This window comes from Mycobacterium sp. Marseille-P9652, from assembly GCF_902652685.1.
Lineage (GTDB): Bacteria > Actinomycetota > Actinomycetes > Mycobacteriales > Mycobacteriaceae > Mycobacterium.
In genome coordinates this window covers 1-13,290 of sequence record NZ_CACRUY010000087.1, presented here as the reverse complement: position 1 = coordinate 13,290, position 13,290 = coordinate 1, and the positions used below count along the sequence as shown (strand labels likewise).

13 protein-coding genes and 2 pseudogenes are annotated in these 13,290 nt (G+C 71.1%); 10 read left to right on the top strand and 5 right to left on the bottom strand.

Going from position 1 to position 13,290, the window contains the following annotated elements:
* Nucleotides 1-573: PE family protein (locus GPY60_RS25280; RefSeq protein WP_156690436.1), on the bottom strand; the 573-nt coding region annotated here is incomplete at its 3' end.
* 197 nt (nucleotides 574-770) lie between these two features.
* On the opposite strand from GPY60_RS25280, the gene GPY60_RS25275 reads away from it, so the two are divergent.
* A complete protein-coding gene (locus GPY60_RS25275) occupies nucleotides 771-1,268 on the top strand; it encodes a hypothetical protein (protein ID WP_156690435.1) in 498 nt (165 codons plus the stop codon).
* Between the two features lie 83 nt (nucleotides 1,269-1,351).
* Nucleotides 1,352-1,756 (top strand): DUF3349 domain-containing protein, encoded by a 405-nt coding sequence (locus GPY60_RS25270; protein ID WP_156690434.1) that lies wholly within the window; start codon nucleotides 1,352-1,354, stop codon nucleotides 1,754-1,756.
* On the opposite strand, the gene GPY60_RS25265 is transcribed toward GPY60_RS25270, so the two are convergent.
* Together GPY60_RS25265 and GPY60_RS25260 are read right to left on the bottom strand one after the other, a co-directional pair.
* Nucleotides 1,745-2,785 carry an NAD(P)-dependent alcohol dehydrogenase gene (locus GPY60_RS25265; RefSeq protein ID WP_156690433.1) on the bottom strand — a complete coding sequence of 347 codons (1,041 nt, stop codon included), beginning with the start codon at nucleotides 2,783-2,785 and terminating at the stop codon, nucleotides 1,745-1,747. The two genes, GPY60_RS25270 and GPY60_RS25265, sit on opposite strands and share 12 nt — an antisense overlap.
* Before the next feature lie 119 nt (nucleotides 2,786-2,904).
* Nucleotides 2,905-3,951, bottom strand: coding sequence for an iron-siderophore ABC transporter substrate-binding protein (locus GPY60_RS25260; protein WP_231639826.1), 1,047 nt, complete (start codon nucleotides 3,949-3,951; stop codon nucleotides 2,905-2,907).
* Nucleotides 3,952-4,171: 220 nt separating this feature from the next.
* Here GPY60_RS25260 and ctaD point away from each other — a divergent pair, with 220 nt between their 5' ends.
* The 8 genes and pseudogenes from ctaD to GPY60_RS25220 all read left to right on the top strand — a co-directional run bounded on the left by ctaD (nucleotide 4,172) and on the right by GPY60_RS25220 (nucleotide 12,478).
* The gene (ctaD, locus tag GPY60_RS25255) at nucleotides 4,172-5,932 is read left to right on the top strand and encodes an aa3-type cytochrome oxidase subunit I (RefSeq protein ID WP_156690431.1); all 1,761 of its coding nucleotides are present in this window, start codon (nucleotides 4,172-4,174) and stop codon (nucleotides 5,930-5,932) included.
* A gap of 21 nt (nucleotides 5,933-5,953) precedes the next feature.
* Entirely contained in the window at nucleotides 5,954-7,189 is a 1,236-nt protein-coding gene (serB, locus tag GPY60_RS25250; RefSeq protein WP_156690430.1) for a phosphoserine phosphatase SerB, read from the top strand.
* A gap of 29 nt (nucleotides 7,190-7,218) precedes the next feature.
* Nucleotides 7,219-8,061 carry an ABC transporter ATP-binding protein gene (locus GPY60_RS25245; protein ID WP_156690429.1) on the top strand — a complete coding sequence of 281 codons (843 nt, stop codon included), beginning with the start codon at nucleotides 7,219-7,221 and terminating at the stop codon, nucleotides 8,059-8,061.
* Nucleotides 8,058-8,870 carry an NUDIX hydrolase gene (locus GPY60_RS25240; protein ID WP_156690428.1) on the top strand — a complete coding sequence of 271 codons (813 nt, stop codon included), beginning with the start codon at nucleotides 8,058-8,060 and terminating at the stop codon, nucleotides 8,868-8,870. The genes GPY60_RS25245 and GPY60_RS25240 overlap by 4 nt, the downstream gene beginning before the upstream one ends.
* Nucleotides 8,858-9,544: pseudogene (locus GPY60_RS25235) on the top strand (enoyl-CoA hydratase); the annotation flags it as partial. The gene GPY60_RS25240 and the pseudogene GPY60_RS25235, both read left to right, overlap by 13 nt.
* 22 nt (nucleotides 9,545-9,566) lie before the next feature.
* Nucleotides 9,567-10,541: a class I SAM-dependent methyltransferase gene (locus GPY60_RS25230; RefSeq protein ID WP_156690426.1), complete on the top strand. Its 975-nt coding sequence runs from the start codon at nucleotides 9,567-9,569 to the stop codon at nucleotides 10,539-10,541.
* On the top strand, nucleotides 10,542-11,720 hold the full coding sequence (locus GPY60_RS25225) for a THUMP-like domain-containing protein (RefSeq protein ID WP_197283829.1): 1,179 nt from the start codon (nucleotides 10,542-10,544) through the stop codon (nucleotides 11,718-11,720).
* A gap of 68 nt (nucleotides 11,721-11,788) precedes the next feature.
* A complete protein-coding gene (locus tag GPY60_RS25220; RefSeq protein ID WP_156690425.1) occupies nucleotides 11,789-12,478 on the top strand; it encodes an esterase in 690 nt (229 codons plus the stop codon).
* Nucleotides 12,479-12,491: 13 nt separating this feature from the next.
* Here GPY60_RS25220 and GPY60_RS25215 read toward each other — a convergent pair.
* Nucleotides 12,492-12,851, bottom strand: a pseudogene (locus tag GPY60_RS25215) (DUF6264 family protein); the annotation flags it as partial.
* A gap of 16 nt (nucleotides 12,852-12,867) precedes the next feature.
* Nucleotides 12,868-13,290: outer membrane protein assembly factor BamB family protein (locus tag GPY60_RS25210; RefSeq protein WP_156690423.1), on the bottom strand; the 423-nt coding region annotated here is incomplete at its 5' end.

The window sequence follows — 13,290 nt, the reverse complement described above, 5'->3', positions numbered from 1 at the left end:
GTAGGACGCACCGCCGGCGCCGCTCGCCCCGCCGGCACCGCCGGCCCCGCCGCTGCCGAACAGGAAGGCGCTGCCGCCCGCTCCGCCCGGCTGGCCGGCCGCGCCGGACCCACCGTTGCCGCCGTTTCCGAAGATCCACCCGCCCGCGCCGCCGGCCTGGCCCGTCCCCGGTGCGCCGTCGGCGCCGTTGCCGAGCAATGGCCGCCCCGTCAGGGCCACGAACGGCGCGTTGATCGGGTTGAGCAGATCGTCCACGATTGTCTGTGCCGGGTTGAGCAACACCGCAGCCGCGTTCGCGGCCTCGGCACTGGCATAGGATCCCGCGCCCGCGGTCAACGCCCCCACGAACTGGTCGTGGAACGCCGCGGCCTGCGCGGCAACCACCTGAAAGTCCTTGGCGTGGCCGGAAAACAGGGACGCGATCGCCGTAGACACCTCGTCACTCGCGGCGGCCACCACAGCGCTGATCGGCGTGGCCGCAGACGATTGGGCGACGGTCAACGCGGAGCCGATTCCCGCCACATCCGCCGCCGCCGAAGCCAGCATGTCCGGGGCAGCAACGAGGTATGACATCCGGGGGTCCTCCAAATCGTTCACGCGGCCCCCGGGGATAACAGCGTAACCGGATCATCGTCAGAATCACGGCTTTACCGAGAGCTCTTCGCCTGCCTTGACGAGGACGAGGCGACGCCGGATGCCGCCGGCCGCTTGTCGGCGGCGACGCGGCATAACACTATGGAGAGTGGGTTCGGGGACCTAGAGGAGTAGCCATGGCCCCACATTGTCTCGGCCGCGCCGGCCTGTGCACGGCGCCGCTCGCGATCGCCCTTGTCCTCACGCCCACCGCCTGGGCCGACGCCGCGTCCTGGAACGGCCAGTATGCGATCACGTTCATGGTCGGCCCGAAATCCGGCACCAGCATGGCCGTCGGCGACCCCGAGGTGCAGCAAACCGACACCTACGGATTCCGCTCGAGCTGCAGCAGCGGGAAGTGCGTCGCGACGATCGTCAGCGGACCGCCACCGAGCAATCCCACTGTGCCGCAACCGGTTCAGTTCACCTGGGACGGGTCGTCGTGGGTGCAGCACAGCGACTTCCAGTGGGACTGCATGATGCCCGACACCAGCATCCAGTGGAACCCGGCCCACGCCGACGTGCGCTACACGCCCCAGCCCGACGGGTCGCTGGCCGGCACGATGCACACCGACATCCTGAGCGGCGCGTGCCAGGGCACGATCGACATGGACATGCGGGCCGAACGCGCGTAGGTACTTGATCCGCCGATGAACGGCGCATGAATTGTGGGCGCGCAGCGACGCGACGGCAGCGCCGCAGCCATGACACTAATGGGGTGACCTCAACCCACGCGTCTCACAAGCATGCCCAGTTCCTGCGCTCCGTGATCCGCTGGCTGGACGTCGGCTACCCCCAGGGCGTCCCCGGGCCCGACCAGGTGGCGCTGTTCGCCCTGCTGCGCAGCACGCCGCTGACCCAGGACCAGCTCGAAGAAGTCGTGCACAACATCATCGCCAAGCACCGCGGCGAGGCCGACGGCGCCATCACCAAAGACGAGATCTCCGCGTTCATCACGAACACCACCCATCACGACCCCGGCCGGGAGAACGTGGTCCGGGTGGCCGCCACGCTGGCCGCCGCCGGCTGGCCGCTGGCCGGCATCGACGTCAGCGAGGTCGTCCCCGGCGACGAGCACGCCGAAGCCGCCGAGGAGATCTGCAAGACCCCGTCAGAGTCGTGAGATGTCGATGACGAAGCGGTACCGCACGTCGCTCGCCAGGACCCGCTCGTACGCCTCGTTGATGTAGTCCGGCTCGATCAGCTCGATCTCGGGCGTCACGTCGTGCTCGGCGCAGAAGTCGAGCATCTCCTGGGTTTCGGCGATCCCGCCGATGTTCGACCCCGACAGGCTGCGCCGCATGAGGGCCAGCGCGAAGGCGTGCGTCTGCATCGGGTGTTCGGGAATCCCCAACTCGACGAGGGTCCCGTCGACGTCGAGCAGGTTGAGGTAGTCGTCGAGCGGGAGGTTCGCCGACACGGTGTTCAGGATGAGGTCGAAGCTGCCGCGCAGCTTCTTGAAGGTGTCGCGGTCGGAGGTCGCGTAGTAGTTGCTCGCCCCCAGCCGCAGCCCGTCTTCCATCTTCTTCAGCGACTGCGACAGCACGCTCACCTCGGCGCCCATCGCCGCGCCCAGCTTGACGCCCATGTGACCGAGCCCGCCCAGGCCGATGATCGCCAGCCGGGTGTCCTTGCCGGCCTTCCAGTGGCGCAGCGGCGAGAACAGCGTGATGCCCGCGCACAGCAGCGGCGCCGCCTTGTCCAGCGGCAGGGAGTCGGGGATGCGCAGCACGAAGTTCTCGTCGACGACGATCGCCTGGCTGTAGCCGCCCTGCGTGACCGTGCCGTCCCGGTCGATTGCGTTGTAGGTGAAGGTCGCGCCCCGCTTGCAATACTGCTCGAGTCCGGCTTTACAGGTGCTGCACTCGCCGCAGGAGTTGACCATGCAGCCGACGCCGACGTGGTCGCCCACCTTGTACTTGGTGACGTCGGAGCCCACCGCGCTCACTACGCCGGCGATCTCGTGGCCGACGACGAGAGGGTAAGTGGGAGTGCCCCATTCGGCTTTCGCGGTGTGGATGTCGGAGTGGCAGATGCCGGCGAACTTGATGTCGATCGCGACGTCGCGCGGGCCGGGCTCGCGGCGTTCGATGGTGGTCTTGGTCAGCGGCTCGGTGGGCGAGGTCGCGGCGTACGCGGAAACGGTGCTCATGAATATCCTCTTCGGTTGCGATGTCCACTAAATAGCTTAGCTATGTTAAAAATCTCGGGCCAGTTGACCGCGGCAGGCATACCCGCAAACGAGCTTATGACGACTGGGCCGGACGCCGCCTAGTTGATCGGCGCGTTCAGCAGTCGCAGGTCGTCGACGATGCCGCGGGCGGCGACGGGACCCTCGCCGGTTTGCCAGATCTCGTCGTTGACGACGTACACCCGGTTGTCCCGGTTCGCGGACAACTTGCGCCAGGGGCCGCTGTCCAGGACGGCCGACGCCCGCTGCGCGGCCGCGGGTGAGACGCACGACACGTAGACGACGTCGGCGTCGGCGGCGGACAGATCCGGATTCTTGGCCAGGTCGGCGTCGGTGGCCGCGATCTCGATGTAGGGCTTGTCGGTGAAGCGCTGGGAGGCCGGCCGATCCACACCGGCGGCGGTGAGCACGCTGGCCGGGAAGTTCGCGGCCCCGTACACCCGGATGCTCGTGGTGGTCAGCTGGACGATGGACGCCTGGAAGTGGGCCGCGTCGTGCGAGGCCCCGATCTGGGCGGCCCGCTGCATGAATCCGGCGAGGAGCGCGTCGACCGCGACGCTGCGGCCCGTGGCGACGCCGACGCCGTGCAGGTTGTCCTGCCACGCGGCGCCGGGCGCCGCGGTGAACACGGTCGGCGCGATCGCGGCGAGCTGCGGATACAGCTTTGGCGTCAGGGCCTGCGAGCCCAGGATGAGGTCGGGGTGCGCCGCGGCGATCCGGCCCAGGTCGGGATTCGTCCGGCTGCCGGCGGCGGGCACGCCGTGCACCGCGCTCCCCAGATAGGCCGGCTGGCCGGCCGAGCTTTCGGGCAGGGCCGCGGCGACCACGCGCGATTGCAGGCCGAGCGCGCACAGCCCGTCGAGCTGGTCGCCGGAGAGCACGACGATGCGCTGCGGATCGGCGGGCACCTGCACCACGTCCGGCGTGACCCCGGAAACGTTGCGGGCCTGGCGGGTGGGCGGTCCCGGTTCGGCCGGGGCCGCGTCCCGCGCGCACGACTCGTCCGGTTTGCGGTCGTTGCCGAGCACCCCGGCGCCGGCGATCTGCGTCGTGGGCGTCACCAGGGACCGGGTCGACGCCGTCGGACCGGAGCCGCCGCCGCACGCCGTGGCCGCCGCCGTCAGCAGCGTCGTCAGCAGCGCGCCCCCGAGGAGCCGGGCGAGTCGGGTACCGCGGCGATGCACGCGACCGACGCTAACACCCGGCCCGCCTGACGCGGCTCGGCGAAACGGGCCGCGGGCCAGGTCGGCCCGTTTACGACAGTTTGTAGGACCAGCCCCGCCACGCTCACGTTCGAAGGCTAAGATTCTCAATGACACTGTCCGGGATGGATGTTTGGAGGAGCTGTTGACAGCCGAAGCGCCCCCGTTGCGGGAACTTGAGGCCATCCGCCCATACCCGGCCAGGACGGGTCCCAGGGGGAACCTGGTCTACAAGCTGATCACCACCACCGATCACAAGCTGATCGGCATCATGTACACGGTCACCACCTTCGTGTTCTTCTTCATCGGCGGCCTGCTGGCGTTGCTGATGCGGACCGAACTCGCGGCGCCGGGCCTGCAGTTCCTGTCGAATGAGCAGTACAACCAGCTCTTCACCATGCACGGCACGATCATGCTGCTGTTCTATGCGACCCCGATCGTGTTCGGCTTCGCCAACCTGGTGCTGCCGCTGCAGATCGGCGCGCCCGACGTGGCCTTCCCGCGGCTGAACGCCTTCTCGTACTGGCTGTTCCTGTTCGGCGCGCTGATCGGCATGGCCGGCTTCATCACCCCGGGCGGCGCCGCGGAGTTCGGCTGGACGGCCTACACCCCGCTGAGCGACGCGACCCACTCGCCCGGCCTGGGCGGCGACCTGTGGATCGTGGGCCTGGCGGTTGCCGGTCTCGGCACGATCCTCGGCGCGGTCAACATGATCACGACAGTGGTGTGCATGCGCGCGCCCGGCATGACGATGTTCCGTATGCCGATCTTCACCTGGAACATCATGGTGACGTCGATCCTGATCCTGATCGCATTCCCGTTGCTGACGGCGGCGCTGTTCGGCCTGGCGGCCGACCGGCACCTGGGCGCCCACGTCTACGACCCCGCCAACGGCGGAGTTCTGTTGTGGCAGCACCTGTTTTGGTTCTTCGGCCACCCCGAGGTGTACATCATCGCGCTGCCGTTCTTCGGCATCGTCACCGAGATCTTCCCGGTGTTCGCGCGCAAGCCGATCTTCGGCTACACGACGCTGGTGTACGCGACGCTGTCCATCGCCGCGCTGTCGGTGGCGGTGTGGGCGCACCACATGTTCGCCACGGGAGCCGTTCTGCTGCCGTTCTTCTCGTTCATGACCTACCTGATCGCGGTCCCGACCGGGATCAAGTTCTTCAACTGGATCGGCACGATGTGGAAGGGTCAGCTGACCTTCGAGACGCCGATGCTGTTCTCGGTGGGCTTCCTGGTGACCTTCCTGCTGGGCGGCCTGACGGGCGTGCTGCTGGCCAGCCCGCCGCTGGACTTCCACGTCACCGACACCTACTTCGTGGTGGCCCACTTCCACTATGTGCTGTTCGGCACGATCGTGTTCGCCACCTTCGCCGGGGTGTACTTCTGGTTCCCGAAGATGACGGGCCGCCTGCTCGACGAGCGCCTGGGCAAGCTGCACTTCTGGCTGACGTTCATCGGCTTCCACACCACGTTCCTGGTGCAGCACTGGCTGGGTGACCTGGGCATGCCGCGCCGCTACGCCGACTACCTGCCCTCCGACGGCTTCCAGCCCTACAACATCGTCTCCACCGTCGGGGCCTTCATCCTCGGCGCGTCGATGTTCCCGTTCGTCTGGAACGTGTTCAAGAGCTGGCGCTACGGCGAGGTCGTGACCGTCGACGACCCGTGGGGCTACGGCAACTCCCTGGAGTGGGCCACCAGCTGCCCGCCGCCGCGGCACAACTTCACCGAGCTGCCCCGAATCCGTTCGGAGCGGCCGGCTTTCGAGTTGCACTACCCGCACATGGTGGAGCGGATGCGCGCCGAGGCCCATGTGGGCCGCCACGCCACGGCCGGGGAGTCGCCGAAGGGATTCGGGCCGCGCACCGAGCCGGACCGCGGCACTCCCGAGCAGTAACGATCCAGGGCTGAGTCGCTTGTGACGTCGCCCCCCAAGGTGTCGGTGCTCATCACCGTCACCGGAGTGGATCAGCCGGGCGTCACCTCCGCCCTCTTCGAGGTGCTGGCACGGCACGGCGTCGACTTGCTGAACGTCGAGCAGGTGGTGATCCGGGGTCGGCTCACCCTGGGGGTGCTGGTGTGCTGCCCGTCCGACGTCGACGACAGCGGCGCGCTGCGCGCCGACGTCGAGTCGGCCATCCGCGGGCTTGGCCTCGACGTCAGCATCGAGCGCAGCGACGACGTGCCGATCATCCGGGACCCGTCGACCCACACCATCTTCGTGCTGGGCCGGCCCATCACCGCCGGGGCGTTCGGCGCGGTCGCCCGCGAGGTGGCCGCGCTGGGCGTCAACATCGACCTCATCCGCGGCGTCTCCGACTACCCGGTCACCGGCCTGGAACTGCGGGTGTCGGTGCCGCCGGGGGCCGACGGCCCGCTGCGGACCGCGCTGAACCGGGTGGCCGCCGACGAGCGCGTCGACGTGGCGGTCGAGGAGTACAGCCTCGAGCGGCGATCCAAACGGCTCATCGTGTTCGACGTCGACTCGACGCTGGTGCAGGGCGAGGTCATCGAGATGCTGGCAGCGCACGCCGGCGCCGAGGGCGCCGTCGCCGCCATCACCGAGGCGGCCATGCGCGGCGAGCTGGACTTCGCGCAGTCGCTGCACCAGCGCGTCGCCACCCTCAAGGGCCTGCCGGCCACGGTGATCGACGAGGTCGCCGAACAGCTGGAGCTGATGCCGGGCGCCCGGACCACGCTGCGCACCCTGCGGCGGCTCGGCTACCACTGCGGCGTGGTGTCGGGCGGCTTCCGCCAGATCATCGAACCGCTGGCCGAGGAGCTCACGCTCGACTTCGTCGCGGCCAACGAGCTGGAGATCGTCGACGGGACCCTCACCGGCCGGGTGATCGGGCCGATCGTCGACCGGGCCGGCAAGGCGGAGGCGCTGCGCACCTTCGCGCGGCAGGCCGGGGTGCCGATGGGCCAGACCATCGCCGTCGGCGACGGCGCCAACGACATCGACATGCTGGCGGCCGCGGGGCTCGGGGTGGCGTTCAACGCCAAGCCGGCGTTGCGCGAGGTCGCCGACGCGTCGCTGAGCCACCCCTACCTGGACACGGTGCTGTTCCTGCTGGGCGTCACCCGCAGCGAGATCGAGGCCGCCGACGCGGTCGACGGCGAGGTCCGCCGGGTCGAGATCCCGCCGGACTAGCTCCGCGGGGGGTACGGCACGATGGTCGGGTGCCGGACGACATCAGCGAGGCAGCCGACCCCGATCTGCTGATCGACTTTCGGGACGTCGCACTGCGCCGCGACGGGCGGGTGCTGGTGGGGCCGCTGGACTGGGCGGTCGAGCTCGACGAGCGCTGGGTGATCGTGGGGCCCAACGGCGCCGGCAAGACGTCGCTGCTGCGCATCGCCGCAGCCGCCGAGCACCCGTCGTCCGGCGTCGCCTTCGTGCTGGGGGAGCGGCTCGGCCGGGTGGACACCTCCGAGCTGCGTTCGCGGATCGGGCTGAGCTCTTCGGCGCTTGCGCAACGCATCCCCGACGACGAGCTGGTTCGCGACCTCGTCGTGTCGGCCGGGTACGCGGTGCTGGGCCGGTGGCGGGAACGCTACGAGGACGTCGACTACCGCCGGGCGGTCGACATGCTCGAGAGCCTGGGCGCCGAGCACCTCGCCGACCGCACCTACGGCACGCTGTCCGAGGGGGAGCGCAAGCGGGTGCTGATCGCCCGCGCGCTGATGACCGACCCCGAGCTGCTGCTGCTCGACGAACCCGCCGCCGGCCTCGACCTCGGCGGCCGCGAAGAGCTGGTGGCCCGGCTGACCGACCTCGCCGCCGACCCGGACGCGCCCGCGCTCGTGCTGGTCACCCACCACGTCGAGGAGATCCCGCCCGGATTCAGCCACTGCATGCTGCTCTCCGAGGGTCAGGTGGTCGCGGCGGGCCTGCTGACCGACGTGCTGACCGCCGAGAACCTGTCCACCGCATTCGGCCAGTCGATCGCCCTTGAGGTGCTCGACGGGCGTTACTTCGCCCGGCGCGTCCGCACCCGCGCCGCCCACCGGAGGAGCTCATGACCGACGACCAACCGCTGGTTCCCCGCCCCGCCGCGACGGTGATGCTGGTCCGCGACACCCCCGAAGGGATCGCCGTCTTCCTGATGCGCCGCCACGCGAAGATGCACTTCGCGGCCGGCACGATGGTGTTTCCCGGCGGCGGCGTCGACGACCGCGACCGCAACGCCGAGATCGCCTGGGCGGGCCCGCCCCCGCAGTGGTGGGCCGAGCGGTTCGGCATCGAGGCCGACCTCGCCGAGGCGCTGGTGTGCGCCGCCGCCCGGGAGACCTTCGAGGAATCCGGGGTGCTGTTCGCGGGGCCGGCCGACGACCCGGACGGCATCATCGGCGACGCGTCGGTATACCGCGAGTCCCGCCACGCCCTCGCGGGCGGCGAGCTGTCGTTCGCCGACTTCCTACGCCGCGAGAACCTGGTGCTGCGGTCGGATCTGTTGCGGCCCTGGGCCAACTGGGTCACCCCGGAGGCCGAACGCACCCGCCGCTACGACACCTACTTCTTCGTCGGTGCCCTGCCCGAGGGCCAGCGCGCCGACGGCGAGAACACCGAATCCGACAGCGCCGGCTGGACCACCCCGCAGGCCGCCATCGACGACTTCGCGGGCGGCCGCAGCTTCCTGCTGCCCCCGACCTGGACGCAGCTGGACTCGCTGGCCGGGCGCACGGTCGACGAGGTGCTGTCCGTCGAGCGCCAGATCGTCACGGTTCAGCCGCATCTGGAGATCCAGGGCGACAACTGGGTGTTCGAGTTCTTCGACTCCGACCGCTACCACGCGGCCCGCGAGAAGGGCGGGATGGGGTGGCGCCATTGAGCGCGGGCGAGTTCGTCAGCGTCGTGGTGAGCGACGGCACGCGGGACGCCGGCCTGGCCATGCTGCTGCTGTCGCGGCCGCCGACCAACGCCATGACCCGGCAGGTCTACCGCGAGATCGTGGCCGCGGCCGACGAGCTGGGCCGGCGTGACGACGTCGCCGGGGTGATCCTGTTCGGCGGTCACGAGATCTTCTCGGCCGGCGACGAGATGGCCGAGTTGCGGACCCTGACCGCGGCGGAGGCCGCCGTCGCGGCCCGGGTGCGGCAGGAGGCCGTCGACGCCGTCGCCGCCATCCCCAAGCCGACCGTCGCGGCGATCACCGGCTACGCGCTGGGCGCCGGCCTGACGCTCGCGCTGGCCGCCGACTGGCGGGTGAGCGGCGACAACGTCAAGTTCGGGGCCACCGAGATCCTCGCCGGGCTGACCCCCGGCGGTGGCGGGCTGGCCCGCCTGACCCACGCCGCCGGGCCGAGCAAGGCCAAGGAGCTGGTGTTCAGCGGGCGCTTTGTCGACGCGGAGGAGGCGCTGGCCCTGGGCCTGGTCGACGAGCTGGTGGCCCCCGACGACGTGTACGACGCCGCCGCGGCGTGGGTGCGCCGCTTCCTCGACGGCCCGGCGCCGGCGCTGGCCGCGGCCAAGGCGGGCATCAACGCCGTGTTCGATCGGCCGCCCGGCGGCGGTTAGGCTCGCCTGCATGACGACGAGTTCGACCGACGCGACCCCGACGCCGCGCGCGACCGCCGAGCAGGTCGAAGCGGCCCGCCACGACAGCAAGCTGGCCCAGGTGCTCTACCACGACTGGGAGGCCGAGACCTACGACGAGAAGTGGTCGATCTCGTACGACCAGCGCTGCGTCGACTATGCCCGCGGCCGGTTCGACGCCATCGTCCCCGACGAGGTCCAGCGCGAGCTGCCCTACGACCGAGCACTCGAATTGGGTTGTGGCACAGGTTTTTTCCTACTCAATCTGATCCAGTCCGGGGTCGCCCGCCGGGGGTCGGTCACCGACCTGTCGCCCGGCATGGTCAAGGTCGCCACCCGCAACGGGCAGTCGCTCGGCCTGGACATCGACGGCCGCGTCGCCGACGCCGAGGGCATCCCGTACGACGACGACACCTTCGACCTGGTGGTCGGGCACGCCGTCCTGCACCACATCCCCGACGTGGAGCTGTCGCTGCGCGAGGTGATCCGGGTGCTGCGGCCCGGCGGGCGGTTCGTCTTCGCGGGCGAGCCGACGTCGGCGGGCGACGTCTACGCCCGCACGCTGTCGACGCTGACGTGGCGGGTCGCCACCAACGTCACCCGGCTGCCCGGCCTGGGCGGTTGGCGGCGGCCGCAGGCCGAGCTCGACGAGTCCTCGCGCGCCGCGGCGCTGGAGGCCATCGTCGACCTGCACACCTTCACGCCCGAGGACCTCGAACGCATGGCCACCAGCGCCGGCGCGGTCGAGGTCCGCACCGCGAGCGAGGAATTCACCGCCGCGATGGTGGGCTGGCCGATCCGCACGTTCGAGGCGTCCGTTCCGCCCGGGCGGCTGGGGTGGGGCTGGGCGAGGTTCGCGTTCAACAGCTGGAAGGCGCTGAGCTGGGTGGATGCCAACATGTGGCGGCACGTCATGCCCAAGGGCTGGTTCTACAACGTCATGATGACCGGGGTCAAACCCTCCTGAGTGTTCACCCTGGATGACGTCGCCTACCTGCGTTCGCCCTCCGGCGCCGCCGCGCTGGCGGCCGTCGCCGAACTCGAACTGACCGACGCCACCCGGATCGCCGACGTCACCGCGGCGCGATCGCGCTTCGGCGACCGGGCGCCGATCCTCGTCGAGACGACGCTGCTGCGGCGGCGGGCCATGAAAAAGCTCGGCGGCCTGGCCGACATCTCGACGTGGCTGTTCACCGACGAGGCGCTGCAGCAGGCCACCGCCGCCCCGGTGGCCGCCCACCGGGCCCGGCGGCTGGCCGGGCATGGGAGGGCGGTGCACGACGCGACCTGTTCGATCGGCACGGAGGTCGCCGCGCTGGGCGGCGCGGGGGTCCGCGCGGTCGGCAGCGACCTCGACCCGGTGCGGCTGGCGATGGCGCGCCACAACCTCGGCGAGGCGGCGTGGCTGTGCCGCGCCGACGCCCTGCGCCCGGTGACGCGCGACGCGGTGGTGTTCGTCGACCCCGCCCGCCGGCAGGGCGGCCGCCGGCGCTTCGGCATCGACGACTACCGGCCCGGGCTGAGCGGGCTGCTGGACGCCTGCCGCGGCCGCGAGCTCGTCGTAAAGTGCGCGCCCGGAATCGATTTCGCGCAGGTACGTCGCCTCGGCTTCGACGGCGAGATCGAGGTGACGTCGTATGCGGGCTCGGTCCGGGAGGCGTGCCTGTGGTCGGCCGGGCTGGCGCGGCCGGGTGTCCGGCGCCGCGCCAGCCTGCTGGACCATGCCGAACAAGTGACCGACGCCGACCCGGACGACTGCGACGTGCGGCCGGCCGGGCGGTGGATCGTCGACCCCGACGGCGCCGTGGTGCGCTCCGGGCTGGTGCGCCACTACGGCGCGCGGCACGGGCTGTGGCAGCTCGACCCCGACATCGCCTACCTGTCGGGGGATCGGCTGCCGCCGGGCGTCCGGGGCTTCGAGGTGCTCGAGCAACTGGCCTTCGACGAGCGGCGCCTGCGGCAGGCCCTGGCCGCGCTCGACTGCGGGGCGCTGGAGATCCTCGTCCGGGGCGTCCCGGTGGATCCCGATGTATTGCGGCGCCGGCTGCGCCCGCGCGGCGGGCGGGCCCTGTCGGTGGTGGTGACCCGCCTCGGGACCGGGCCGGCGGCCCGTGCGGCGGCGTTCGTCTGCCGTCCCTCGCGGTAGCGCCGGGTACGCTGGCGGCCGAGTGTTTGCGCCCCAGCGCTTTTAGTTCTGCGAGGACATCAAGACAAATGCGTCATCTCATCGCGGCCGCGGTGCTCGCGCCGGCGGTCCTGCTGGGCTGGCCGGCGCCGTCGGCCGCGGCGGCGCCGCCGCGCTGCGCCGCCCTGGGCGGCACGCTCGAGGCGGGTCAGATGTGCCGCGTCCAGTCGACCACCGCCAACTACACGCTCACCATGACGTTCCCGGCCGACTATCCCGACGAGCAGGCGCTCACCGACTACGTCACCCAGAACCGCGACGGCTTCGTCAGCGTCGCGCAGAGTTCCGGCAGCCGCGACCAGCCCTACCAGATGGAGGCCACCACCGAGCAGCACGGCTCCGGTCAGCCGCCGCACGCCACCCGCAGCGTCGTCCTGAAGTTCTTCCAGGACCTGGGACAACATCCGTCCACCTGGTACAAGGCGTTCAACTACAACCTCGGGACGAACCAGCCGATCACCTTCGACACCCTGTTTCCGCCCGGCGTGACGCCGCTGGACAGCATCTTCCCGCTCGTCCAGCGCGACCTGCAGCGCCAGAACCCGCTGGGCGCCGCGATCCCGCCCTCGGCCGGGCGCGACCCGTCGCACTATCAGAACTTCGCCATCACCGACGACCAGCTGATCTTCTACTTCGCCCCGGGCGAGCTGCTGCCCGCCTTTGCAGGCCCGGCCCAGGCGCAGGTGCCCCGCAACGCAATCCCGCCGCTCGCGCTCTGAGGCTTCCCCGCGTCTAGACAGGCCCGGCCAGCGTCTCCATCGCCCCGGCGCCGACCGCCAGCGCCACCTGCGCGGCGCACCCGATGAGCGGGACGAAAAAGGCGGTCCGCTGGCGGGCGAGGCGGCGCACGGCGACGACGAGGGTGGCGACGAAGACCACCGCCCCGCCCCCGAGGCCCAGCACCATGGCCCGGTTGATCCAGGCCGGGTCGCCGCACTTCTGGTAGCCGCACGGGTCGGTGGCCATGACGAGCAGGCCGAGCAGGCCGATCGTCACCGCGATGAGGAAGGCGTGGGCGGCGAGCAGCAGGACCGTCGCCACGCGGTCCGCAGTCTGCGGTCTCGCGGGCCGCGGCTGGGGGTCGTCCATGGGGCCAGTATCGCCCGACCTAGGCCGGCGCGAAGCCGTAGACCTGGCCGTCGCTGGTGGTGGCCACCACGCGCCGGTCCGCCCCGACCGCCACCCCGAGCGGGTAGCCGGTGGCCGCCGGGAGCGGGTAACTACCCAGCGTGTGGCCGTTGCCCGGGTCGAAGGCCAGCAGCGTCATGCCGCCCGCGGCCGCGACGACGGTGTAGCCGACCCCGGCGCCGGCCAGGCTCGACGACGTCAGGGGGGCGGCGTCGTCGCGGCGCCATGCCGCGTCGGCGTGGTCGCCGGCGTCCTTGAACGCCACCAGGCGGGTGTCGGGCCCGCCGCCCGCCATGATCAGCCCCTGCCGGGTGACCGCCGGCGGCGTCTGCGCCAGGAACCCCAGCGGCGCCGACCACTTCGGCTTCCCGTCGGCGGCCCGCAGCGCCCACAGCCGCTGGTC